Origin of the sequence: Peredibacter sp. HCB2-198 (genome assembly GCF_045999315.1) — a bacterium.
Lineage (GTDB): Bacteria > Bdellovibrionota > Bacteriovoracia > Bacteriovoracales > Bacteriovoracaceae > Peredibacter.
Genome location: NZ_CP174607.1, coordinates 1,092,608 through 1,114,664, shown reverse-complemented (window position 1 = coordinate 1,114,664; position 22,057 = coordinate 1,092,608). Strand labels below are relative to the sequence as shown.

Annotated in this window: 22 protein-coding genes, 1 tRNA gene and 1 other RNA gene; 3 read left to right on the top strand and 21 right to left on the bottom strand. The window is 42.6% G+C overall.

The genetic code is table 11. The annotated features are described in order from the left end of the window. Positions 1-2: 2 nt before the first annotated feature. The 15 genes from ACJVC5_RS05745 to ACJVC5_RS05675 form a co-directional block, all read right to left on the bottom strand. Positions 3-1,403 carry a UDP-N-acetylmuramoyl-tripeptide--D-alanyl-D-alanine ligase gene (locus ACJVC5_RS05745; protein ID WP_408098412.1) on the bottom strand — a complete coding sequence of 467 codons (1,401 nt, stop codon included), beginning with the start codon at positions 1,401-1,403 and terminating at the stop codon, positions 3-5. Continuing rightward, positions 1,400-2,761, bottom strand: coding sequence for a Mur ligase family protein (locus ACJVC5_RS05740; RefSeq protein WP_408098411.1), 1,362 nt, complete (start codon positions 2,759-2,761; stop codon positions 1,400-1,402). The genes ACJVC5_RS05745 and ACJVC5_RS05740 overlap by 4 nt, the downstream gene beginning before the upstream one ends. Then, on the bottom strand, positions 2,751-4,673 hold the full coding sequence (locus tag ACJVC5_RS05735) for a penicillin-binding protein (protein WP_408098410.1): 1,923 nt from the start codon (positions 4,671-4,673) through the stop codon (positions 2,751-2,753). The genes ACJVC5_RS05740 and ACJVC5_RS05735 overlap by 11 nt, the downstream gene beginning before the upstream one ends. A gap of 9 nt (positions 4,674-4,682) precedes the next feature. Beyond that, a complete protein-coding gene (locus tag ACJVC5_RS05730; RefSeq protein ID WP_408098409.1) occupies positions 4,683-4,994 on the bottom strand; it encodes a hypothetical protein in 312 nt (103 codons plus the stop codon). Continuing rightward, positions 4,960-5,937 carry a 16S rRNA (cytosine(1402)-N(4))-methyltransferase RsmH gene (gene rsmH / locus ACJVC5_RS05725; protein WP_408098408.1) on the bottom strand — a complete coding sequence of 326 codons (978 nt, stop codon included), beginning with the start codon at positions 5,935-5,937 and terminating at the stop codon, positions 4,960-4,962. Before rsmH ends, ACJVC5_RS05730 begins: the two co-directional genes overlap by 35 nt. Beyond that, positions 5,934-6,782, bottom strand: coding sequence for an S-methyl-5'-thioadenosine phosphorylase (mtnP, locus tag ACJVC5_RS05720; RefSeq protein WP_408098407.1), 849 nt, complete (start codon positions 6,780-6,782; stop codon positions 5,934-5,936). Before mtnP ends, rsmH begins: the two co-directional genes overlap by 4 nt. 12 nt (positions 6,783-6,794) lie before the next feature. Continuing rightward, positions 6,795-7,232 carry a TraR/DksA family transcriptional regulator gene (locus ACJVC5_RS05715; RefSeq protein WP_408098406.1) on the bottom strand — a complete coding sequence of 146 codons (438 nt, stop codon included), beginning with the start codon at positions 7,230-7,232 and terminating at the stop codon, positions 6,795-6,797. 27 nt (positions 7,233-7,259) lie between these two features. Beyond that, entirely contained in the window at positions 7,260-7,850 is a 591-nt protein-coding gene (locus ACJVC5_RS05710; protein ID WP_408098405.1) for a GTP-binding protein, read from the bottom strand. 2 nt (positions 7,851-7,852) lie between these two features. Continuing rightward, positions 7,853-8,350: a hypothetical protein gene (locus ACJVC5_RS05705; RefSeq protein ID WP_408098404.1), complete on the bottom strand. Its 498-nt coding sequence runs from the start codon at positions 8,348-8,350 to the stop codon at positions 7,853-7,855. Then, entirely contained in the window at positions 8,350-8,946 is a 597-nt protein-coding gene (gene recR, locus ACJVC5_RS05700) for a recombination mediator RecR (RefSeq protein WP_408098403.1), read from the bottom strand. Before recR ends, ACJVC5_RS05705 begins: the two co-directional genes overlap by 1 nt. A gap of 1 nt (position 8,947) precedes the next feature. Beyond that, on the bottom strand, positions 8,948-9,253 hold the full coding sequence (locus ACJVC5_RS05695) for a YbaB/EbfC family nucleoid-associated protein (RefSeq protein WP_321395973.1): 306 nt from the start codon (positions 9,251-9,253) through the stop codon (positions 8,948-8,950). A gap of 9 nt (positions 9,254-9,262) precedes the next feature. Continuing rightward, entirely contained in the window at positions 9,263-10,885 is a 1,623-nt protein-coding gene (gene dnaX, locus ACJVC5_RS05690; protein WP_408098401.1) for a DNA polymerase III subunit gamma/tau, read from the bottom strand. A 146-nt stretch (positions 10,886-11,031) separates the two neighbouring features. Then, positions 11,032-11,841, bottom strand: coding sequence for a penicillin-binding transpeptidase domain-containing protein (locus ACJVC5_RS05685; protein WP_408098400.1), 810 nt, complete (start codon positions 11,839-11,841; stop codon positions 11,032-11,034). 15 nt (positions 11,842-11,856) lie between these two features. After that, positions 11,857-11,952, bottom strand: an RNA gene (ffs, locus tag ACJVC5_RS05680) — signal recognition particle sRNA small type. 47 nt (positions 11,953-11,999) lie between these two features. Further along, on the bottom strand, positions 12,000-13,166 hold the full coding sequence (locus ACJVC5_RS05675; RefSeq protein WP_408098399.1) for a hypothetical protein: 1,167 nt from the start codon (positions 13,164-13,166) through the stop codon (positions 12,000-12,002). Between the two features lie 188 nt (positions 13,167-13,354). Here ACJVC5_RS05675 and ACJVC5_RS05670 point away from each other — a divergent pair, with 188 nt between their 5' ends. After that, positions 13,355-16,231: a PAS domain S-box protein gene (locus ACJVC5_RS05670; RefSeq protein WP_408098398.1), complete on the top strand. Its 2,877-nt coding sequence runs from the start codon at positions 13,355-13,357 to the stop codon at positions 16,229-16,231. Positions 16,232-16,235: 4 nt separating this feature from the next. Here the strand turns inward: ACJVC5_RS05670 and ACJVC5_RS05665 are convergent, their stop codons facing one another. The 5 genes from ACJVC5_RS05665 to ACJVC5_RS05645 form a co-directional block, all read right to left on the bottom strand. After that, positions 16,236-16,931 carry a hypothetical protein gene (locus ACJVC5_RS05665; protein ID WP_408098397.1) on the bottom strand — a complete coding sequence of 232 codons (696 nt, stop codon included), beginning with the start codon at positions 16,929-16,931 and terminating at the stop codon, positions 16,236-16,238. A 405-nt stretch (positions 16,932-17,336) separates the two neighbouring features. Beyond that, a tRNA-Ser gene (locus ACJVC5_RS05660) sits at positions 17,337-17,426 on the bottom strand. A gap of 53 nt (positions 17,427-17,479) precedes the next feature. Further along, positions 17,480-17,968, bottom strand: coding sequence for a tRNA adenosine(34) deaminase TadA (gene tadA, locus ACJVC5_RS05655; RefSeq protein ID WP_408098396.1), 489 nt, complete (start codon positions 17,966-17,968; stop codon positions 17,480-17,482). A gap of 2 nt (positions 17,969-17,970) precedes the next feature. After that, the gene (locus ACJVC5_RS05650; RefSeq protein WP_408098395.1) at positions 17,971-18,702 is read right to left on the bottom strand and encodes a PilZ domain-containing protein; all 732 of its coding nucleotides are present in this window, start codon (positions 18,700-18,702) and stop codon (positions 17,971-17,973) included. A gap of 7 nt (positions 18,703-18,709) precedes the next feature. Then, positions 18,710-20,035: an ArnT family glycosyltransferase gene (locus tag ACJVC5_RS05645; RefSeq protein WP_408098394.1), complete on the bottom strand. Its 1,326-nt coding sequence runs from the start codon at positions 20,033-20,035 to the stop codon at positions 18,710-18,712. 65 nt (positions 20,036-20,100) lie between these two features. Between ACJVC5_RS05645 and ACJVC5_RS05640 the strand changes: the two genes are divergently transcribed. Together ACJVC5_RS05640 and ACJVC5_RS05635 are read left to right on the top strand one after the other, a co-directional pair. Continuing rightward, positions 20,101-20,829, top strand: coding sequence for a polyprenol monophosphomannose synthase (locus ACJVC5_RS05640; RefSeq protein WP_408098393.1), 729 nt, complete (start codon positions 20,101-20,103; stop codon positions 20,827-20,829). A gap of 77 nt (positions 20,830-20,906) precedes the next feature. Next, positions 20,907-21,392 (top strand): phosphatase PAP2 family protein, encoded by a 486-nt coding sequence (locus tag ACJVC5_RS05635; protein ID WP_408098392.1) that lies wholly within the window; start codon positions 20,907-20,909, stop codon positions 21,390-21,392. On the opposite strand, the gene pdxH is transcribed toward ACJVC5_RS05635, so the two are convergent. After that, positions 21,374-22,057: a pyridoxamine 5'-phosphate oxidase gene (pdxH, locus tag ACJVC5_RS05630; protein WP_408098391.1), complete on the bottom strand. Its 684-nt coding sequence runs from the start codon at positions 22,055-22,057 to the stop codon at positions 21,374-21,376. The genes ACJVC5_RS05635 and pdxH overlap by 19 nt on opposite strands.

Genomic DNA, 22,057 nt, shown 5'->3' with positions numbered 1-22,057 from the left:
ACTTAAGTTATATCGAACAGTGACTCCAATTGTAAAGAGCGGGACCCTTTAATAAAGTGAATTGGGAATTTCTTTAAGCAATCACCCCGGTATTCACTCTTAAAATCCGCACTCGATGTCTTTGGATGACCTTGTGGATCCCCACTTACATAATGAGAGGCAAAGCGGCCCACGAAGTACACATTGGTAAACCCAAGTTCCTTCACATACTGGCCCACTTCTCTATGATACTGGGGAGTTGAATCCCCTAATTCATTCATATCACCAAGTACGACACATGCGTCAGTAAGCTTAAAACCTTGCTCCAGGACACTGTCTTTGAATCCTAGAAGAGCGGCCTTCATTGAGGAAGGGTTTGCGTTATAAGCATCTAGATATACTGAGCGGCCTTCAAACTCAATCCACTCTGAACGGTTTTTCGTCGGACGAAATTCTGCCGCAGCTTCAATGAACTTTTGCTTTAAAGAGGGATAAAAATGAGTGGCAATAAAGAGGCAAGTAATAAGGTTAAGCTTATTATGTTTTCCGGTGATGTGAGAGTTTAGTCCCATAATCTCCTGGCCATTGAATCGAATGATCGCTCCATTCTCGACATATGAAATGCGGGCCTTGGCAGTTGCATCTTCACCATATGTCACTGAACCAGTAAATGGTTCGAGACTCTTTAAAAATTTATCGTCGATATTAATCAGGTAAAAGCCCGAGCCTTTTGTCACGGCTTTTACCGCGTGATAAAGATAGGCCTCTTCCTCGAAGACTTTTTCTTCAGTTCCGAAGAACTCTAAGTGAGTGGCACCAATGTTAGTTGTAAGACCAGCATTTGGTTCAGCAATATCACATAGAACTTTAATTTCACCTGGGTGGTTACTACCAAGCTCCAGCACCACCATCTCGGTCTGATCAGTTACATTCAATAATGTTAGTGGCACACCCAAGTGATTATTATTGTTTTTTTCAGTGGCAACAATCTTTCCAGGCAACACCGTTTTTAGAATGAAAGAAAGCATTTCTTTGTGAGTGGTTTTCCCGTTTGAACCAGAAATCGCAAACACAGTGTTCTTAGGAGATTTTGATTTCCACTCTTTAATATGTTCGTGAGTCGCTTCCTGGAGGAAGGTCACACTGTCGGTACAAGGAATGAATTGAGTTTTAGGAAATTGTTTTTGAAGTTCTTTGACCTTGTCTTGGTTAGTAGCATCGTCTTGGAAAATAACTAACGGACAACCTTTTCCTAAAAGTTCCGTTAGAACATCTAGAGGATTGGTCTTGGCACCCGGAATCGCCACAAACGCTGAAGGATGATGATACTTTCTGGTATCAGTAATAAAAGGGAGATGCGAATGAGAAGTCGATACTTCACCTTTTAAAGAAGGACAACGCTTTAGGAGACTCAGGTTAATCATAAACTCTTCCTTGAGAGAAACTTTTCCACTTCAGCGATGTCGCTATAAGGGTGTTTCACACCATTAATTAAAATATAGTCTTCATGACCTTTTCCGGCGAGGAGCAGGATTTCATTCTCAGTTAACTCAGAGAACGCAATTTCCACAGCTTTGGGACGCTCCACAATCTGAGTAATGTTCTTCGATGACATGCCCTGAAGAATATCTTGAATAATTTGTTTTGGATCTTCGGTACGAGGATTATCACTTGTCACATAAACATGCGAGCCGAAGGCCTCTGCAATTTTTCCCATAAGCGGACGCTTCGTGCGATCACGGTCCCCACCACAACCAAAAAGAACTTTTAATCTGTGAGTTGGGAATGATTCACGAATTCCGCGACAGATGTTTTCTAGAGCATCTGGGGTATGAGCGAAGTCCACCACGATATAGTTAGACTTATAAGGTTTAATATAAAAACGTCCGTCTGGTGGAATGATCTGATCAAACTTTTTAGGGACTTTAATATTAAAAGTTCTCTCAACGATGGCAATCGCCACTTCTAAGTTATTTCTATTAAAGCTCGTGCTGAAAAAGAGAGGAAGTTTTTCTTCACGCACCGGGGCCTTAAGCACCTTGTTCGTTACACCTTTAATTTTCTCATAGAGATGTTCTTGATTATCTGGCACATACACACGAGCACTGGCCTTCAAATAATTAAAAAGAAGGGCCTTCGCGGCAAAGTAAGACTCCATGGTCTGGTGATAATCCAGGTGATCCTGAGAAAATGACAACCATCCCGCCATATCGAATTGAAGTCCATACAGACGTTCTTGCATGAGAGCATGAGAACTTGCTTCCAGTACACAGAAGTCTTTATCTTGTCCGTATTGATTTAAGTATTTGCGAAGATCAATAAAGGGAGGAGAAGTTAAACCGAAGTCTAAGATCTCTTTATGATTCTCTCGAACACCGAGAGTTCCGATACTCATCCCTTTTTTGCCACAAAGTTCTCCTAATTGAAGAACTAAATCCGTGGTGGTTGTTTTCCCATTGGTCCCGGTGAGGGCCATGAGTTTTAGATTTGGCATTGGATAGAGGATGTCCAGAATCTCTTTTTGAATTCTTGGCCACTCACTCTCCGGAATGATGGTGCTGTTTAGCGGTCGACTCTCGTGATCGCGATTCACAATTAACCAGCCGAACTGTGAATTCTGAATGCGCTCGCGAAAAAGTTTTTGCGACTTTTCATCATCAGGGAGGCGATAAAAAAGAACGGACTCCTTAGTGGAGTCCTGCGTTTTCCAATGAATGTCTTTAATAGAGAGAGCGGGTACGACCGCTCCTAAAATTTCACTTAGTTTCTTCTCATTCAGCATATGTAGGTGCTTCGAACTGTAGTCGAAGACTTGCTTCACTTCCGGCAATCACTGTGCCCGGAGCGATAGATTGTTTTGTTACGACACCAAAACCATTCATCTGGACTGGAATCTTTCTTTCTTCAGCGAGACTCATGGCACTTGCTTTATCAAGACCAATGAAGCTCGGCATGTAGCCCGGAGCAAATAATTTTGTCGTTGCCGCTTGTTGATTATGAACGACATCCAGGTTTACCTTGTTTGATTTTTCATCATACTTAGCAAACTGAGCGAAGTCTTTCTTCTTATAAAGGATATACTGAGTGATCTTCTTAAAGATCGGCCCCGCAACTTTACCACCGTAATATCCGTTCTCGGTTGGGTGGTCTACATAGGCAAGAACCACAAACTTCTTATTCACATTAACCGGAAACCCCGCAAAGCTTGCGATGTATCCAGAGTAACCACCAGTTGGAGAAACTCTCTGGGCCGTTCCCGTTTTACCAGCGATCTCATAGTGAGGAATCTTGGCCGCACCACCTGTTCCTTCGTTCACTACACCCACAAGCATTTTTGCTACTTCATTGGCGGTCGTTTCAGAGAAGACACGGTTTTCAGGTTTAAGCTGACTTTCTTCGTTTTTAAGAAGAGTTGGTTTTACCAGATAACCACCGTTGGCGATGGCAGCGTAAGCACGAAGCATCTGAATACCAGTCGTCGCAACACCTTGGCCGAAGCTGATGTTACTCAACGTCAGAGGTCTTACCTTGTCCTTGGCCTTGTAGCTGAGGATACCTTTTGATTCGCCTTTAATTTCAATTCCTGTTTTCTGAGCAAAGTGAAGACTATCAAGAGTGCCACGAAGTTTAGGATACTTTAGGGCGAAAGCTAGTTTTGTTGTCCCAACGTTCGAACTAAACTTCAAAATATCCGAAACCGTTAACCACTCAAACTTCTCATGGGTTTCTGCTTCAGAGATCCAATGATTTTGAACTTTCATTTTTCCATACTCACAGAAAAACTTCGTCTCAGGTTGGGCCACTTTGTTTTCAAGAACTGAAGCGATGGTTATCGTTTTAAAGATTGAGCCCGGTTCAAACGGGTCAGTCACGAAAGCGAGCTTTCTATGCTCTTGGGGAAACGTCGCCGCTTTGTTCGGGTCAAATGTCGGGTAGTTTGCAATCGCCAGGATCTCCCCAGTTTCCGCGTCCATCACCCCGGCGCCACCACGATAGGCCTTATGAAGCTCAACCGCTTCTTTCAGATAACTTTCAAGTGCACCTTGAATATCTTTATCAATGGAAAGATTAATATCAGTTGCTACGAGATCCGATGCCTTCGTTTCATACTTAATAGGTCTTCCCTTAGCATCGCGAATATATTTTACGATCTGAGGTTTCCCTTTTAATTCACCATTCATGCTGTTTTCAATACCAGCAAGACCCGTATTGTCTACGCCCACGTAACCAATCACTTGGGCCATAAGTTCACGGTTCGGATAAACGCGCTGAGAATGGGCCTCAGTGAAAATGCCTTCAAGCTTTTTGATTTTCTTTAACTGCTCTTCATTCAAACTGATCTTTCGGCCAAGCCAGGTATAACGACTACGGTTTTGAACCAATGAACGAAGTTTTTGATAAGGAAGTTCCGGAACGATTTTTGAAAGCTTCTTTAACTGTTCATAGAACTCGGCGTTCTTGTTCTTGGGAATTGTGAAAAGGTTATACACGTGAACGTTAATCGCCAGCGGGTTACCATTTCGATCCAGGATGTTTCCACGATTTGGGTATTCTTTCACTTCGCGGATGAATTGTGATTTCGCGTAAGCAATGAGCTTCGATTTGTTCACAACTTGAATGTAGAACGCTTTAGCGCCAACTACTGCGAACAGGAAGCAAAATACCATGAAGCTAAAAAAGATTCTGTTTTTCACCGGGTTGCCTTAAGGAATTAGAATAATCTGTTCAGGACCTGGTTCTTTCAAATCATACTTGACCGCAAACTCACGAAGTTTCGGAACAGACATCTCGCGCGCGCGCTGAGCTTTTAATTCCTTGTTTCTGATTGTGGCCTTGTGAATGTCTTGTTCAATTGTGTTTAATTGGTAGGCCTGTTCGATGCCCTTCATACGAAAACCAACGAAGAGGACTGCTAGAGTGGTGAAGGTAAGAGTAAAAGGCAACGCTTTAGGGTTGAAGAGAAACTCCAACAAGCGGTTGTTAAACTTGAAACTGCCTTTTTTTCTTAGTGCCATCAACCCTCCCTAGTTGAGACTCCCGCTGTAATAAGCGAAGTTTTGCACTTCGCGAGCGTGAGTTCTGTGACAGCTCTTCTTCCGTGGCTGTGAGTGGCTTCTTAGTCAAAATTGTAGCAGGAAAATCTTCTTTCTCCACTATTTCTTTGAAAGTGTGTTTCACAATTCTGTCTTCCAAAGAATGGAAGCTGATCACTGCAAGCACTCCACCTTCCGCCAAGAACGGCAACAATTTTGGTAGGGTATTTTCTAAGACGGTAAGTTCTTCGTTAACCGCAATTCGCAGGGCCTGAAAAGTTCTGGTCGCCGGATGTGTTTTCCCATGACGATCTTTCGGGGGATAAGCGTGGAAACAGATGTCTTCAATCTGACCAGTGGTCGCGATTTTTTCCTTCTGTCTTAACTCCACAATTCGGGCCGCGATCTTACGTGAAAGGCGCTCTTCCCCGTAGTTGAAAATGATATCAGCAATCTCTTTTTCAGAGAGAGAATTAAGTAAATCTGCGGCGGTCGGAATGTTGTTATCGCCGTAGTTCATGCGCATATCAAGGGGAGCATCGGCGCGGAAACTAAAGCCTCGCTCCATCTTATCAAACTGGTGAGAAGACACCCCAAGATCCATCAAAATTCCGGCGAATTTTCCGTGCATTTGGTTTTTTTCACACCACTCTGGGAACTCTTGAAAGTTCATCGGAAGGAGGTTGACCTTCCCCTCTTTGCCCCTACGGCGAATATTTTCTTCACCGTTTTTAAGTGCGTCCGGATCCTGGTCGGTTGAATAGACCGTAGAACCACTCACCTGGTCCGACAGCGCGAAGGTATGTCCACCGGCCCCAAACGTGAGATCGGCGAAAATAAGTGAGCCCGATGCTTTAGAACCAAGTTCCAAAGCATCAAGGCATTCTTTTAACATGACTGAGTAGTGGGCGAGGTATTCGCTCATTTTTTTAAAACGACCTCAAGAATTTCTTTGTGATGAGGTTTATGAAGAGAAGCATCGGTCATGACCGCGTACTCATTTTCAGGAACAAACTTCACAGGGTTTTTAACGAGATCAGGAATCGCTTCTTTAACGAACTTCTGGGCCGAGATGTAGTTCGACTTCATGACATCCATGATTTCTTGAACTGTACAATGCTCTTCTTTCCAACAATCGTAATCAGTCACCATCGCAACCGTTGCGTAGGCCATGCCCGCTTCTTTTGCAAGAAATGCTTCTGGTACGTTAGTCATACCGATTACTGAAGCTCCGAACCCGCGGTAGATTTTTGATTCCGCACGAGTAGAGAACTGAGGACCTTCGATACAAATGTATGTTCCACCTAAGTGAGAAGTTACACCTGCTTTCTGACAAGCATCATAAAGACGCTTTTGTAGAGAAAGCTCAACCGGGTTAGCAGTTGAAACGTGGCCCACGATTCCTTCATCAAAGAACGTGCGCTTACGAAGACCCTTGGTCCAGTCGATGAATTGATCAACCAGCACGAAGTGTCTTGGAGCGTATTCTTCTTGAAGAGAACCCACCGCCGAGATACTCACGATTGTGTTCACGCCGAGTTTCTTAAGAGCAAAAATGTTAGCGCGGTAGTTTACTTCACTTGGAGTGAAATGGTGACCATGTCCGTGACGAGGAAGAAAATAGAACGAATGTCCATCAACTTCGCACTCCATGATGTCCGCACTTGGAGCACCAAAAGGAGTTGTTACTTTAACTTGGTTCTTAACTTTGATGGCATCCAGTTTATAGATGCCACTTCCGCCAATGATTGCAACTTTAATATCGGCCATAATTTTCTCCGATTATGCCATCATCCCAGTAAGGTCTACGACTTTACCCAGAGATTTAGACTGTCTGCCAATGAAGCTGTTAGATTCATCTCTTTCAGATTCTTCTTTGCAAACGATACACATTTCAGCAGTTGGACGAGCTAGAAGACGCTCAAACTTGATCCAACAGCCACATTCAGAACAAAGGCCGTATTCGTCTGTATCAAACTTCTTAAGGGCCTTGTCGATTTTCTTGGCATAAAAAACTTCGCGATTTCTGAAGCGAAGTTGATGAGAGTTGTTGTAGTCAGAGATCGACTGTTCAACGTCATCTCCGCCATTAGTTAAAGAGAGGTCTAGTTCTGTAGCACCGTTCTTGTCGTTGAACACTAAGCTTTTCTTTTCTTCAAGAAGCTGATTCTTAAGCGTTTCAAGTTGCTTCTTAGTCAGTGCTTTAATCTTTTCGGCCATGGGACAAAACTCCTTACGAGAAATTAACTATTCCAATCCACCCTTAATATTAAGGAGTACTGATTTAGAGACCATTTTTAATGTTTCAAACACACCCTGACCGTTTGTTGCCACCGCTTCAAAGGCCGGGAACTTTCTTTTGTTCAATTGAAATTGAAGATCTTCAACTGGAACAATGTTTGGAAGATCGCGTTTGTTCCATTGCATGACCATGGGAACTTTAGAAATGTCGTAACCTTGTTCAGCAAGGTTTCTTTCAAGTCCTTGGTACGATTCAATGTTCGCTTCCATTCTTTCAACTTGCGAATCTGCCACGAACACCAGCCCATCCACACCACGAAGAATAAGCTTGCGGCTTGCCTCGTAGAATACTTGTCCTGGAACTGTGTAAAGATGGAAACGCGTTTTAAAGCCGCGGATTTCACCTAGATCAAGTGGAAGAAAATCGAAGAAAAGGGTTCTTTCATTCTCAGTATTGAGAGTGATCATCTGCCCTTTATTTTGAGAGCTTGTTTTTTGATAAATGTATTGGATGTTGGTGGTTTTCCCGCCAAGACCCGGACCGTAATAAACGATCTTACAGTTAATCTCTTTTGTATGATAGTTAACGAATGACATACTTAAATTCCTGCCGAGAAGAGACGATCAATCTCTTCATCTGAAATGTCCTGGAAAAGAAAACCTTCACGAACTGCCGTTTTAGGTTTCGCCATTACTGGCCTTGCTGCTTCATCTTGAAACAAGCGCACCATCTCTTCTTTAATTAAAGCGATTTGGCGCTTTAATTGCCCCGGATTTACACAGTCGTGGTAGATGGCACCAAGAAAGTAACGTTTACCTAAAAGAGAGAAAGGAAAAAGGTAAATTCCCTGAGAAGATGTATCGAATCCCAGACGGAATTCCATCACATCTTGATTCGGATGAACCAGGTCCATCAGTGCCTCGGAGGCCTGCCATACACCACTCACCAATGCCGACACCGAAGTCGTGGTTTGATTTTGGACCGAATCATATATAGTGATTCCGTCTTCACGTGTGACAAACAAACGAGCTTTGATCCCGGCCTTTTTTGGCTCGAGAATCACTTTCATCTTTTCCGTTACATTCATGTTCTTCATTAGAATCTCTTCCGGTTTTCTAATGCTTTGGTGATTGTCATTGGATCCAGATACTCCAGACTACCGCCGATCGGCACACCAAAACCAATGCGCTCTACTCTGATTGTTTCAGGCAGAAGCGTTTTAAAATAAGAACAAGTAGCGTCCCCCTCAACCGAAGGATTGATGGCCAGAATCACTTCTTCGATTTCTTTTTGCACGATGCGATCACGCAATTCATCCATTCGAAGCTCATCTGGGCCAACACCAAGAAGTGGATTTAAGACTCCACCCAGGATGTGGTAGACGCCGCGGAAGTTTCCGCTTTTTTCAATCGCCATAAGGTCAGACGCGTTTTCCACCACACAAAGTGTGCGGGAAAAAGCACGGGCCTCATCTGCGCAAATTGAACATTTATCTTCATCAGCGAACATTCCGCAGTCCTGACAGAGTTTTAGGTCTTTCAGGTTTGTCAGAGAGTCGCCCACTACCTTCAGCTCAGTGGCCTTCCAGTTGGTCATGCTCATGACCATACGAAATGCGGTCTTCTCACCAACTCCAGGGAGCTTAGTGAGCGCATCGACGGCGTTCTTGATAACTTCAGGTAATTGAATCATCTTAGAAAAGTCCCGGGATGTTCATGCCACCAGTAACTTTAGACATCGCTTGTTGAACCATATCTTGAGACTGCTTAAGACCTTGGTTAACAGCTGTCAGTACTAGCTCTTCAAGAGAAGCAACATCATTTGGATCCACACACTCTTTATTAATAGAGATGCTTAGAACCTGTTGCTTACCGTTCACACGAACTTTCACCATGCCGCCAGCAGAAGCTTCAACTTCACGCTCGGCCAGTTCGTTCTGAAGCATGGCGAGTTTAGCTTGCATTTGTTGTGCTTGTTTCATGAGATTGTTCATATTCATAAGTAACTCCTAATCCTTTAAAATTATCTTATCGATTTTTGCGTTAAATAGTTTCTCAGCTTCTTTCACGAAAGGGTCGTTTAAAATTTTCTGACGACGCTCTTCCACGATGTTGCTTCTAATTTCTTCATCAATCTCGACCTTGGTTTTGAAGTTTTTGTCCTTCTTTTCTTCCAGGGTCATGATCTGAGTTTTAAAATTGATCTTCTCAATATCCATTTCGAAGAAATCGGCCAAGTGATTTTTCAATCTGGCGTAGATTTCTTTTTCTTCTACGTATTCCTTAAATACCGCGGCATCTTCCGGAAAAGTCACTTTAATCATCAGAGGTTCAACATTTGCGTCGATTTCCTCGAGTAAGTTCCCGTGTTCAAGGTTTGCTGCAGTTGCCGGAGATGTTTGGCGAAGATAAGTCAGAAAATCGTTCCAAGTTTTGGCCAATTTTACTGGTTGAGCTACCTTCTCCTCAATTACAACTCCGGCCTCAGGCTTTCCCGCAGTCGGTACTCCCTGGGTCACTTCTCCAAGTTTCATTCCTTCACCAGTCAGGATCTGACGACGAAGACAAACTTTTTGAAGTTGAATTAATACCACTTTCTCTGGATTCATGCTTGTTAAGGCCCAGTTAAGATCTTTAACCAGCGTTTCGTAGATCCAGAAAAGTTCCGCAATAGTGATGTCGTTCAACGCACCTTGAGCAATCACTTCTTCTTTATAAAGAACGTTCTGCTCATCAATTGAATTGATGATGCGGTAAAACCCATCAAGCACCTGATCAGAAAGTTTTTTAAGATCAATGTTCTCTTCGATGAGTTTGCGAAAGATTTGCGAAGTTGATTTTGCGTTTCCAGTCAGAATTCCAGTAAGGAAATCTCTCATTGCAGTCGTTCCGGCCAGACCCAAAGCTTGTGAAAGAGATTCCTCAGTCACATTGTTGGTGCCTGAAAGACCCAGAACCTGATCAAAAATTGAAAGCGTGTCACGAACTGAACCTTTACCAAGTTCGGCCAGCTTCACGGCAATTTTTGGAGATGAAAAAGTAATGCCTTCAGCTTTAGCAATTGCTTCTACATGAGCAGCAAGTGTTTCCACTGAAACATTTTTAAAATCATAGCGTTGAGTTCTTGAGATCACTGTTCCCAGCAGCTTCTGAGGATCAGTTGTCGCAAGAATGAAAATCGCGTGAGCGGGCGGTTCTTCAAGTGTTTTCAACAAAGCATTGAATGCTGAAGTTGAAAGCATGTGTACCTCATCAATCACGTAGATTTTATGAGTTCCACGAGTCGGAAGATACTGAACGTTTTCAATCAATGCGCGAACATCATCTACGCTGTTATTTGAAGCTCCATCAATTTCCGTGTAATCCATTGAATTACCCGCATCGATATCACGACAAGAAGCACAGACTAAGCATGGGTTGAAATCTGGTTTGCGATTTTCACAACGGATGGCCTTGGCAAACAAACGAGCGATCGAGGTTTTGCCTACACCGCGGGTTCCGGTGAAAAGGTAAGCATGCGCAAGCTTGTTTTGCTTGATCGCATTTTGTAAGGTCCGGGTCACATGGCCTTGTCCAACAACTTCTTCAAATTGCTTTGGACGCCACTTCCTGGCCAGTACTTGATAGGCCATAACTCTCCAAAAATTTTGGGTTTTGAGAAGCTGCAAAATAGGGGACTAACGACGCGAAGTCATGGCGCAGCTGCTAGAAAATATTGCGATAATTTGCGATGTAAGAAGTTGTGAGAATCGACAAAATTTATGTTCAAATCCTCTGTTTACCAGAGCTTCCTTTCACTTAATAAATTGATCGCCATTTCCTTGGCCTCACGTCCGGCATACGTTCCTGCAGGTACTTTTTGTTTATCGGAAAAATTCAGGACCACGATGTATTCACGATCATCTTTTTCCAAATGCCCAATGTACCAACCTAAACGTAAATCATGATGGGAATCCGCAAAACCTGAACCGGTTTTTCCTACTAGAGTATATCCTCTAGGAGAAGTGTCCTGTGCCATAATTTTTTGCGTCAAAATCTGAGACTGACTTGAAGCTTTTAACTCTCCTTGCCATAGCTTTTCTAGAAAGCTCACTTGCTCATGGGCAGAAACTTTTAAAGTGTTCCCCATAGAGTCGGCAATGAATGGAGCAGGAGTTAACCACGCATATTTAAGTCCGCCGGACATATCATGGTTACCGTATTTAAAATCTTTCAGGTACTGCTCGATCTTCTTGATACCCAACTTTGGTGTGATCTCCTGAGAGACCCACACTGCCGATTCACGCATCCATGTTGTCGGAGTTTGATCTTGGTTCCATGCCTCGATCATTCTCTTCTGACCGTCCCATTTAAAAACAGGAAGGTTCTCATCTTTCAAAACTCCTGAATCAAAGGCCATCACGGCCAATGGAACTTTGAAAGTTGAACAAGCTGGCAGACGCATTTCACATCGACCCCTATTATGTTCTTCGACGTATCTTTGAGTTTTTACATCATAGAGTAAATAGCAAACGTCTTTTCCGGGGAAATCACGTTTTGTTGAGCAAGAAAGTATGAGGGATAAAATGATGAAAAGAATAATTTTCATGAAGGCGAGTATAGCAGCAGCCTGAACTCAAACACAACACTCCAAACCGCTACCGTTGCTCCATTCCTGGCCTGGCGGGGTTGACGGCGAAATGCTCATCTAAGTCAGACTGCCGAGAGAGATACTAAACGTCTTTGCGAGTTATGTAAAGAATTTGCTCAGGGCGCCACGATAATCGCCTTAGTCAATTCCAACTGCTCATTCAGATATTGCTCAAGCACTGAGCCTTTCTGCTCAATACTGAGTTTATCAATGAGTTTCTGATAATGCGCCTGCCACATCTCTGCATTGGCCTTAAGGTCCGAGTTCTGTGGAGTCATGTACTTCTTCTCATACTTCTCTGGTGTCGCTAGAAACTTCAATGGTGATTTTGGACGTGGAGCTGTTAAAACTTTCAGGTCATCCGTATTAAATTTCTCTCCGCTTGGGAAAGCGGGATGATTTTCAATAATTGATCCAACTTGAACAGGTGTAAAACCGTTGTTGTTAAGGGCCTTCTCTAATTTACGCAGACTAGGTTTTTTCTTTAACGCTGAAAGATCAGCGTACATTAAAAATGTATTTGTTGGCAGGGCCATATTGAAGAACTTCTTGATGCCACCTTGACTGGTTTTAATCGAGTCATTAATGCCCATGGCGTGAGAAGAATTGATGGCAAGGTGAGCACAGTTATCACTCACTTTTGACCATTCATAACCTGGGCCTTCTTTATATTGATTGTTAGACTCATTGAGAAATTTCGCAACTGCAGGAAGAGACTCAACCGGTGCAGGAATTCTGGCACAATGAAGTTCACGGGCCCATGCCACTGCGTATTCAGTTCCTAGGGTCTCATCTGCGACCGCTTCTAAGTATTCCGGTGAATTAAAAGGGAGTGAGCGAGGTTTTTCGCCTTTGTGAACCACGTCTTGAAATACCTTTAAATCAATGACCCTTTGAATGACCTTTTGAACGTCTGCATGAGTAATAGGTTTGCGCTCAGATTCACCGTAAAAAGTCAGGTCTCGACCAGGAACGGCAACCCACATAACGTTAGAAAAGTTTTTATCAAGCGATACACCAACGCCATCATGAGGATATTTTTCTCTTAGCTCTGGAGATACCTCTGAGCAAGGAATCACTTGTGGATATGATGAACGATAGTCTTTGCATAATCCGTGAATATAAGTGAAGCCGTGGCCCGGAATTCCACCCTTCTCGCCGTTTTGCAGCTTCCATTGCGTGCCAGAGCAGTACTCAAAATAAACCGGGAAGTGATCTTCATAAGCAGCATGAGCAACCGCTGAAATGACTAATAACGGTAGAAAGCTAAGTAGGCGTTTCATAGAAATCCTGGGCTAAGTTTATGACCTTATTCTAAATAAGATTTCATCCTATAGGCGATGGTCTGTAAATTTTATGTATCATCCGAAGCGCTCTAAAGCACTGAAAACTTGCGTTGGCCCCTCTGTGACTTGAGAAGAAAAAGTTACCGTGGTTTGATCACCGGGCCCTCTTCCTGCCAGAGAGAAAAATGGAAAATCCAGGCAAGCAAAACTACTTAGAATCGGTTTTTCAGCACGCTCCTGCGGCCATGGCCGTTTTTGATAAAGAGATGAAATATATCGAGGCCAATCTCTCTTGGTATCAACTTTTTAACCTCAAAGACAATATCATCGGTAAAAGTCATTATGAAGTGTTTCCCACCATTCCGGAAAACTGGAAAATCTATCACCAGAGAGCATTGAAAGGAGAGACCTTAGAGCAAGAAGAAGACTTTCATCTTCTCATTAATGGAGAAAAAGTTTGGATGAATTGGAAAATTTGTCCATGGTACACCGATGAAAAGAAGATAGGTGGAATAGTCATTTTAATAAAAGATATCACTGAAAAAAAACTCATAGAAAATGTCAGGCAGGAGGGTGAGAGAACATTCAAGGCCATTTTTGATCAAGTGGGAATAGGTATCATCCAAACCACTCCAATGGGAGATTTTATCACTGTCAATGAGCGCTTTACCGAGATGATTGGCTACACTCTCGAAGAACTCAAAACGATGAATTTTGCCGACATCACTTATCCCGATGATGTTAATAAGAGCCTACTGGAAAGAGACAAAATGCTTAAGCAAAACTCTCATCAAGCAGAGTTTGAAAAAAGATACGTGAGAAAAGACGGCTCTATCTTCTGGGCCCGCCTCACCACCTCTCTATTGACCGATGAACAGGGTAATCCAAATTATTTTTTGACTACCATCCAAGATATAACTCGTAGAAAAGAGACCGAAGAAGCACTTCTAGAGAGTGAACAAAAGTTTAAAATTATTTTCGATCAAACTGCCATGGGGATGGCCCAGGTGGACCTTGATGGAAGAATCATGACGGCCAACGAGACCTTTTGTCATATTCTTGGATATTCGCTTCAAGAACTTCAACAAATGAAATTCACCGAATTCACCCATCCGGATGATGTTGAAAAAGACCTCACCTTTCTCAAAAAATTAGTATCTGGAGAGATTCCAACTTATTCGATGGAAAAGAGATACATCAAAAAAAATGGCGATATAACATGGGCCTTTTTAACTGTGTCACTCTTTAGAAATCCGGACAACTCACCCAAATATTTTATTTCTGCTATCCACGATATTAACAACCGTAAAGAATCAGATGAACAAATTAAAAAATCTCGGCTTGATTTAAAGAAACGAGTGGAAGAAAGAACTGCATACTTAAGCTTGTTACAAACCATTTCAAGTGAGGCCAATAAATCAGACAACATTTTTGAGGCCATGAAATTAAGTCTTTATGAAATTTGTAAACTCACCAAATGGCAAGTTGGCCACTTCTATATGGTCGACAAAAGTCACCGAGACAAAGTTCCTAGATCAGATCTGTGGTGTCTTGAGGAAGAAGAACTCTATCGGCCGTTTGTAGAGAAGAGCGAGCAAATTCAGGTCCATGATATCAGCATCATTAATCGTGTTGTGAAAAGCGGGAAGCCATTCTGGTCTAATGATATCTTTTATGACAAACGATTGGTCCGCTCAGAAGTGGGACTTCAAGTTGGGATTAAGAGCGGCATGGCATTTCCAGTTTTAGTGAAAGATGAAGTAGCAGGAGTATTGGAGTTTTTCTCCAAAATCAATATTCATCCAAGCCCCGCGTTGATGGAGCTTATGTCACAAATAGGTATTCAATTAGGACGTCTCTTGGAAAGACAAAAGGCCAAAGAAGAAATTGAGCAAACTCAGTCTCGACTTCAGGCCGTGATTGATAATCTTCCTGCCCGGGTCTATCTCAAAGACCGAGACAAAAAATATCTTCTGGTCAACAAGGTCTTCAAAGAGTTTTTTAATATGCAGAACGTAGACCTGCGCGGAAAGACGACAGCAGATTGTTTTCCTTTGGAATCAATAGAGCCTTGGCTTAGAGGAGATGATGACGTCATCAACAAAGGGAAAGTGATCAGCTACGATGTTATTTACGGCAAAAATCAAAAGGGCCGACAACGAACCTTCCATCTCACAAAGTTCCCCGTCATGAATTCACGAGGAGAAATTTACGCATTTGGAGGAATCTCCATTGAGATCACGGATATAAAAGAGACGGAAGAGAGAATACGAGCGCTATTACATAGTGAACACAAGGCGCGGACCGAGGCAGAAAAAGCGATTCTGGCCCGCGATGAATTTATCTCGATCGCCTCGCATGAATTAAAATCTCCCATCACGGCACTGAAGATGAAGGTTCAACTTATCCTGAGACAATTGAACAAGGAGACAAATCCGGCCCTGAATCAATTCAAAACTTCCATGTGCAAACTCGAGCATGATACTGATCGGTTAGTCACTCTCATTAACCGTCTCCTGGATATCACTCGTATTCAAACCGGGCATTTTGAATTGCATCGAGAAGAAGTGGTTGTAAATGAACTCATCTCGAATATTGCCGAAAATCTTGCTCTTCAGATTGAAGCAACTGATTCAAAACTTGAAATTAAAATGAAGGACAAAATTAAAGCCCATTGGGACAAATCTAGAATTGAACAAGTCATGACTAATCTTATTACCAATGCCATTAAGTTTGGTGAGAAGAGACCCATTACAGTGATTCTTGAAAGTACTGATCACCATGCCAGAATTATTGTTAAGGACCAGGGCAAGGGCATAGCTCCTGAGTTTAAAGATAAAATCTTTAATCGTTATGAAAGGGCCAACGTGAGTGAAGGGATTCAGGGATTGGGACTTGGTCTTTATATCGTAAAACAAATTCTAGAAAGTCATGGAGGGAGTATTAGAGTCGACAGTGAGGTTGGCAAAGGTTCGACCTTTATTGTGGAACTGCCTCTCGACGAACATCACCATCTTCCAAAAAAAAGGCCGGATCAAAGACCCGGCCAGGAACTTCACTGAAAAATTAGCGCTTTTCCCACTTACAAAAAGTAGAAATTGCCGGAAGGTAGAACGAGAAGTTATTAGTGCGTTCACCAACACTTGCGGCCGTTCTGTGTGAAATAAGAACGCCATTTGAAACTTTCTTGAATACAGTTGTGTCATCTTTACGTACGCACCCAGAGAAAGTCTCTACACCTTCTCTTAAGCCATAAGTACAAGCATCAAGAGTTGGAGGATTACAAAGTCCACGATCATTACAGTATCTGTATTTAGAAATAGAAACCGTTAAAGTCTTATCCGCCACTGCTGAAGAATAGAGGTATTTAAAATCTGCTCCCTCAGAAACCTTGCCAAGATTATTATCTACGCCAGAAAGACCCACATTTACCACTTTTGACATGAACGCCCGTCCACTTACTGCATCAGTAAAAAGATAATCATAGCGAGAAGGTAGTTCAGAACCGCCATAAAGATGCTCAGTAGAGATTGCCAGATCTGAAGTAATACCTTTGGCATTAACGAAAGCGTCTACGAATAGAGCTTCAGCTTTTTCAGATGAACCAGAAAAACAAGTACCGATGTAGTGACCTTTCAATTCAGCTGGAACAATATGTTCGCCAAAAGAAGCGTCTGACATTTGTGAACGAATTGTTTCAAGTTCTGAAGAGGCCATTGCCACTGAACTTAAACATAGGACCGCTACGATTAACTTTTTCATCTTATCTCCTTTAGAGTTTGGTCTCGAAATATCACTGGAGATAAGATTCAAACCATCCCAACAACAGAAACTATCACATAGGTTATTATCTATATCTCACTCAATCGAGTTTGAGGCACCTTACCAGAATGAAAAAAGAGGTGAGTAGAGAAGGTTTTCTGAAGTTGCTCCAGTTTGATCTGGAGTGTACACAAAAATGTACACGGTAAGAAATGTGAGGAAAAAGTGTCGGGATTATTCACTAAGCATCCTGCTCCGTGACCCTTCGGGCAACTGAGTTGATCGCCTCGGGTCGAGCGCGATCCCGGCATCCTGGCCTCGTCGTCGAACAGAATTCTCATCACATTCCAACTTCACCAGATAAAAATAAAAAGGCCACCGCGAGGGTGGCCAATTTATTTTTAATGGCGGAGATGGTGGGATTCGAACCCACGAACGGATTTCTCCGTTACACGCTTTCCAAGCGTGCTCCTTCAACCACTCGGACACATCTCCAAATCATATACGGTTGAGCCAAAGTTTTAGCATGCGGGCAGAGAGTCAGACAACTAGATCTTAGGACGATAACCGGAACGGCGCTCTCTGAAAAATTGCGAAAGAAGCTTTGAACATTCAAAATGCTTTACTCCGCCCATAATGGCGAATTGATGATTCAGACGTTTATCTTGATGAAGATGATAACCGAGACTTAAAGCTCCACCTTTTGCATCGTAGGCACCAAACACACATTGTCTCACACGTGATTGAACCAGGGCGGTTAAACACATGGGACAAGGCTCAAGAGTCACATACAACGTGCAATCTGAAAGACGCCAGTTCTGAAGCTTCTTAGCGCCTTCCGTAATGGCAAGAATTTCAGCGTGGGCCGTTGGATTAAAATGAGACTCTTTGAGATTAAACTGCTTAGAAAGAATATCACCTTCTGGAGAAACCAATACCGCTCCCACAGGAACTTCCTGCGCTTTATAGGCGAGTTCGGCCTGCTCAAGAGCAAGACCCATGTACCATAAATGATCGGCTAAGGTGAATTTCATCATGACTACTTCTGGACAGCGGCAAACTTATTACGAATTTTGATTTTTTTACTCTCGTTCCAGTAATTGGTCAAAAACTTTTGGCGCTGTCTTTGCTCAAGATCATTATTCACGAACTTAACTCCGTAAATAATGGAGCGACCGATAATCGGTTCACGCTTTGAACGAACTTCCGCAAATAAGGTGAAGTTCTGATTGAGGATATCGACACTGATTTGAATCGGCTGTCCCACTGAGACCTGGTTGAATAGTTCTAAACACCCGGCACCACGTCTTAAATCCGAAAGACGACCTCTAAATTGTTTTCCATCAACTTCAACCCAACAGCGAATATCTGCACGGAAACGAAAATCATATTCCCACCAGTGAAAACGCGGGTAGTAGAGAGGTGATGAAACGATGTAACAGGCAATTGCCAGAAAAACGAAACTAAAACAAAAAAGAATTCCAATCATGGGGTGTCCAATCACCAGGAAGTTTCTGGTCAGTGAAACCAGATAATAAATTCCGAAGATGAGGGACATGTTCCAGTACGAGTAAAAAAGATTTGAAAGTGCGCTGTAATAAAAATTATAGGCCACTAACAATAAAATGAACTGAAAAATGAATGAGAAGTTAAGCACACTTTGAGTGACTAATGCTTCCGCCACAAATCCAATCAGGACCAAAATAAATTGGACGATCGTAAGGAACTTAACCTTATCGTAGGAATTTTGTAGATTTAGCTTACTCAACATATGGGGATTATCGGTTCTCCTCCCCATATTTTAAATCCCAAAGTGTTTTCAAGCTCAGATTATTTAAAAGGTTAAATTTTTTCCCTTCTGGAGTCACAATTTCCTCGCCGGCGAATTCCGCACCGTCTGTAATGTAGCAGACATTTTTGGTCGGGATAGCTTTATCAAAGCGCCAGTAATCGAATTGATTCTTACGAGAGTGATAGTTGAGAGCATTGATCTCCGTGTTGAGGTAGTAAGAAAGCTTCGAGGCGATCTGATAAGTGTTCGCCAAGATAGGAGTCTCTCCACAAAGGGCCTTCACTTCATGGGCCCATTTCTCCCATCCGTTAAATTCCTTTAAACGTTTAATGGCAACTTTGTCGGCAGGAAGAACGAACAAGATACGTGCAAGCATCACTATCGCAAAAGAAACATAGAGTAAGCGCTTGGGCCAGGTGCGATTCCAGGTCTCAGAAGAGGCCACAAGATAGATCAGCGGAACCGCCAGGAAGATTGTCCAGTTCGCCTCAACTCGTTTTGTAAAAGTAGAAATTAAAAAGAAAATCACTGTGCCAATGGAGATAAATTTCATGGCGCGATCAAATTGATTGGTCGTTTTATTTTTAAACGCAATCCACCAAACAATAGGTCCGGCCAATACACCAGCGAGAACAATCTGAAGGCCCACAAACTCTAAACTTCTTCCTAAGCTAAATTTAGCGGCCGGTCTCTCTAAGAAGTGATAACGAAGAGTCGAAAAATCATGCAAGTACTGCCACACCATATGAGGCATGAATGTCACTAATGCCACCAGGGCCACGGCATAGAAACTTTTACGCTTAAACAAAGTAGGGATGGCAATGATGGTGAAGAACACTAAGAGGACGCCATGATATTTTGCATAGAACAAGAGAGCGATGATCAAACCTAAAAGTACGGTATTCGTGGCATTGTCTTTTGCAAGATAACGCTTTAATCCCACACAGTAACAAGCGGTCATGAATAGAAGAGGAATATCCGGGAGGGCAAGAAGTCCCGTAAACGAGGCCAGCGGGAAACTGAAAAAGAGTAGAGTGGCCACTACCGAGCTCGAAGTAAGACCTAGAAGTAAGTAAAGGCTTAAAAACTGGAGAACAATAAATCCCAATCGTACTGAAACTTCAGCATGGGGCAAAAAAGAAAAAAGCTTAATCACAACAGCAACGAACGGCGGATGATCAAAGTATCCCCAATCTAAGTGCTTTGAATACAACCAGTAATAGGCCTCATCATGGGCCAGTTCGAAGCCACAAGCGATGAGCACTTGAAAGATAAAAAGAATCAATAAACCAATACGCAAAGATTTTGTCATGTGTCGCCATTTGGGATTTAATGTGCTACAAATATTTTATTTAAATTTATAGCCAAGGCCCAGTTTTGATCAGTTTGGATAAAGCAGTTGTTATCATACCAACCTATAATGAAATTGCTAACATCGAAAAAATGTTAGAGACGCTAGATCGTCTTCATCCGAGTCTTAACGTCCTTATTATCGACGATGGCTCTCCGGATGGCACGGCCAAACTTATTAAAAACTTCCAGCAGAAAAAAGCAAATCTTCACTTAATTGAACGCTCAGGAAAACTTGGTCTCGGCACGGCCTATATCAGAGGCTTCCGTTGGGCCCTGGAACAAAACTTCGAAGCAGTAATCACTATGGACTGTGATTTCTCTCACGATCCAGAAGCGATTCCTGAATTCACAAATAAACTCGGTCAATACGATCTGGCAGTCGGCTCTCGTTACATTGGTGGTATTCGTATCATGAATTGGCCAATGCAGAGACTTCTTCTTTCATACTTTGCCTCAATCTATGCTCGAGTTATCACTGGTATTCCATTTAGTGATTCAACTGGTGGTTTCAACGGTTATTCTCGTAAGGCGCTTCAGTCGCTTAATCTTGATAAAATCTTCTCAATTGGTTACGCCTTCCAGATTGAACTTAAATATAAAGTTTGGTCGCAGGGTCTTCCTTGTTTAGAAGTACCAATTACGTTCTATGAGCGCACAGTTGGTAAATCAAAAATGAGTCGCAAAATCATCGTTGAAGCTGTCATCAACGTGTTCCGTCTGCGCTTCAAAAAGATGATGGGAACTCTTCAGTGATAGAAGGCCTTCAAGCTCTCGACCGCTCGTTTTTCCTTTTTTTGAATTCCTTTCACGCCAATTGGCTTAATGGACTTATGACTGTCCTTTCCGGACAGTCCATCTGGATTCCCTTCTTGGGATATTTTTTTTGGTACAGTTATAAGTACTTTGGAAAAAAAGAGACTCTCTACTTCGCCTTCTTTCTCGTTCTCACCTTAATTGCCAGTGACGTGACTTCTTCCTATGTTTTAAAAAACATCGTAACTCGTCTTCGTCCTTGTCGAGAGATTGATTTAAAACCGCTGATCTATTCTTTCGGGCAAAAGTGCGGAGGAAAATTCGGATTTGTTTCTTCTCATGCTGCCAATTCTCTGGCACTTGTGATGTTTTCTTTTAAGACCCTTAACTTCAAAAGTAAGTGGAAGCATTTTATCTGGATCGCTCCCGTGCTGGTAAGTTACAGTCGTATTTATCTGGGCGTTCATTACCCAGGTGATGTGATTGGTGGATTCGTGATTGGATCAATTTGGGCGACGTTCTTTGCCTGGATTTATCGCAACCATCAAGGCGCTAAACGATAGCGTTCCCAATTGCCGTTTTTCTGCTCGTAACAAATGCGATCATGCATTCTATTGTTTCGTCCCTGCCAAAACTCAAAGTAGTCCGCTTCAATTCCATATCCCCCCCAATGAGCTGGACGAGGTAGTACTTCAGTGTTGGCAAACTTCTTATCAACTTCAGCAAAAAACTTTTCAAGCTCTGCACGACTCGCAACTTTATGGCTTTGAGGAGAAGCAATGGCACCCAGCTGACTTCCACGAGGACGTTTATGAAAATACTCGTCAGATACTTTTGGTTCTACTTTCTTAATCACTCCTTCAATTCGCACCTGACGGTGAAGAGGAAGCCATAAGAAAGTCAGAGAAACTTTATCATGAAGAGCGATCTCTTCACCTTTGGCACTATTATAGTTTGTGTAAAAGATAAATTGGTTCTCATGGATCCCTTTTAAAAGGACCACGCGGCCACGAGGGCGATCACCCTTAATCGTAGAAAGTACGAAAGCATTAGGCTCGTCACACTTAGCGTTCACGGCATCTTCCAGCCATTTATCAAACTGCAAAACCGGATCAGGATTACAATCCTTGATATCAAGCATTGCATTCAAATAAGTGCCTCTTAAATTTTCCAATGTTTCATTTATGTCCATGGCAAAACCATAGCTCGAATGACGATTGGTTGTCAT

Excerpts from the sequence above, each read along its gene's own strand:
- dnaX (WP_408098401.1), bottom strand. The coding sequence starts at position 10,885 with ATGGCCTATCAAGTACTGGCCAGGAAGTGGCGTCCAAAGCAATTTGAA.
- ACJVC5_RS05695 (WP_321395973.1), bottom strand. The coding sequence starts at position 9,253 with ATGAATATGAACAATCTCATGAAACAAGCACAACAAATGCAAGCTAAA.
- ACJVC5_RS05710 (WP_408098405.1), bottom strand. The coding sequence starts at position 7,850 with ATGTCATTCGTTAACTATCATACAAAAGAGATTAACTGTAAGATCGTT.
- ACJVC5_RS05665 (WP_408098397.1), bottom strand. The coding sequence starts at position 16,931 with ATGAAAAAGTTAATCGTAGCGGTCCTATGTTTAAGTTCAGTGGCAATG.
- ACJVC5_RS05645 (WP_408098394.1), bottom strand. The coding sequence starts at position 20,035 with ATGACAAAATCTTTGCGTATTGGTTTATTGATTCTTTTTATCTTTCAA.
- ACJVC5_RS05740 (WP_408098411.1), bottom strand. The coding sequence starts at position 2,761 with ATGCTGAATGAGAAGAAACTAAGTGAAATTTTAGGAGCGGTCGTACCC.
- ACJVC5_RS05745 (WP_408098412.1), bottom strand. The coding sequence starts at position 1,403 with ATGATTAACCTGAGTCTCCTAAAGCGTTGTCCTTCTTTAAAAGGTGAA.
- ACJVC5_RS05650 (WP_408098395.1), bottom strand. The coding sequence starts at position 18,702 with ATGTTGAGTAAGCTAAATCTACAAAATTCCTACGATAAGGTTAAGTTC.
- ACJVC5_RS05670 (WP_408098398.1), top strand. The coding sequence starts at position 13,355 with ATGGAAAATCCAGGCAAGCAAAACTACTTAGAATCGGTTTTTCAGCAC.
- ACJVC5_RS05730 (WP_408098409.1), bottom strand. The coding sequence starts at position 4,994 with ATGGCACTAAGAAAAAAAGGCAGTTTCAAGTTTAACAACCGCTTGTTG.
- mtnP (WP_408098407.1), bottom strand. The coding sequence starts at position 6,782 with ATGGCCGATATTAAAGTTGCAATCATTGGCGGAAGTGGCATCTATAAA.
- ACJVC5_RS05635 (WP_408098392.1), top strand. The coding sequence starts at position 20,907 with ATGACTGTCCTTTCCGGACAGTCCATCTGGATTCCCTTCTTGGGATAT.
- recR (WP_408098403.1), bottom strand. The coding sequence starts at position 8,946 with ATGATTCAATTACCTGAAGTTATCAAGAACGCCGTCGATGCGCTCACT.
- rsmH (WP_408098408.1), bottom strand. The coding sequence starts at position 5,937 with ATGAGCGAATACCTCGCCCACTACTCAGTCATGTTAAAAGAATGCCTT.
- pdxH (WP_408098391.1), bottom strand. The coding sequence starts at position 22,057 with ATGACAACCAATCGTCATTCGAGCTATGGTTTTGCCATGGACATAAAT.
- tadA (WP_408098396.1), bottom strand. The coding sequence starts at position 17,968 with ATGATGAAATTCACCTTAGCCGATCATTTATGGTACATGGGTCTTGCT.
- ACJVC5_RS05715 (WP_408098406.1), bottom strand. The coding sequence starts at position 7,232 with ATGGCCGAAAAGATTAAAGCACTGACTAAGAAGCAACTTGAAACGCTT.
- ACJVC5_RS05675 (WP_408098399.1), bottom strand. The coding sequence starts at position 13,166 with ATGAAACGCCTACTTAGCTTTCTACCGTTATTAGTCATTTCAGCGGTT.
- ACJVC5_RS05685 (WP_408098400.1), bottom strand. The coding sequence starts at position 11,841 with ATGAAAATTATTCTTTTCATCATTTTATCCCTCATACTTTCTTGCTCA.
- ACJVC5_RS05705 (WP_408098404.1), bottom strand. The coding sequence starts at position 8,350 with ATGAAGAACATGAATGTAACGGAAAAGATGAAAGTGATTCTCGAGCCA.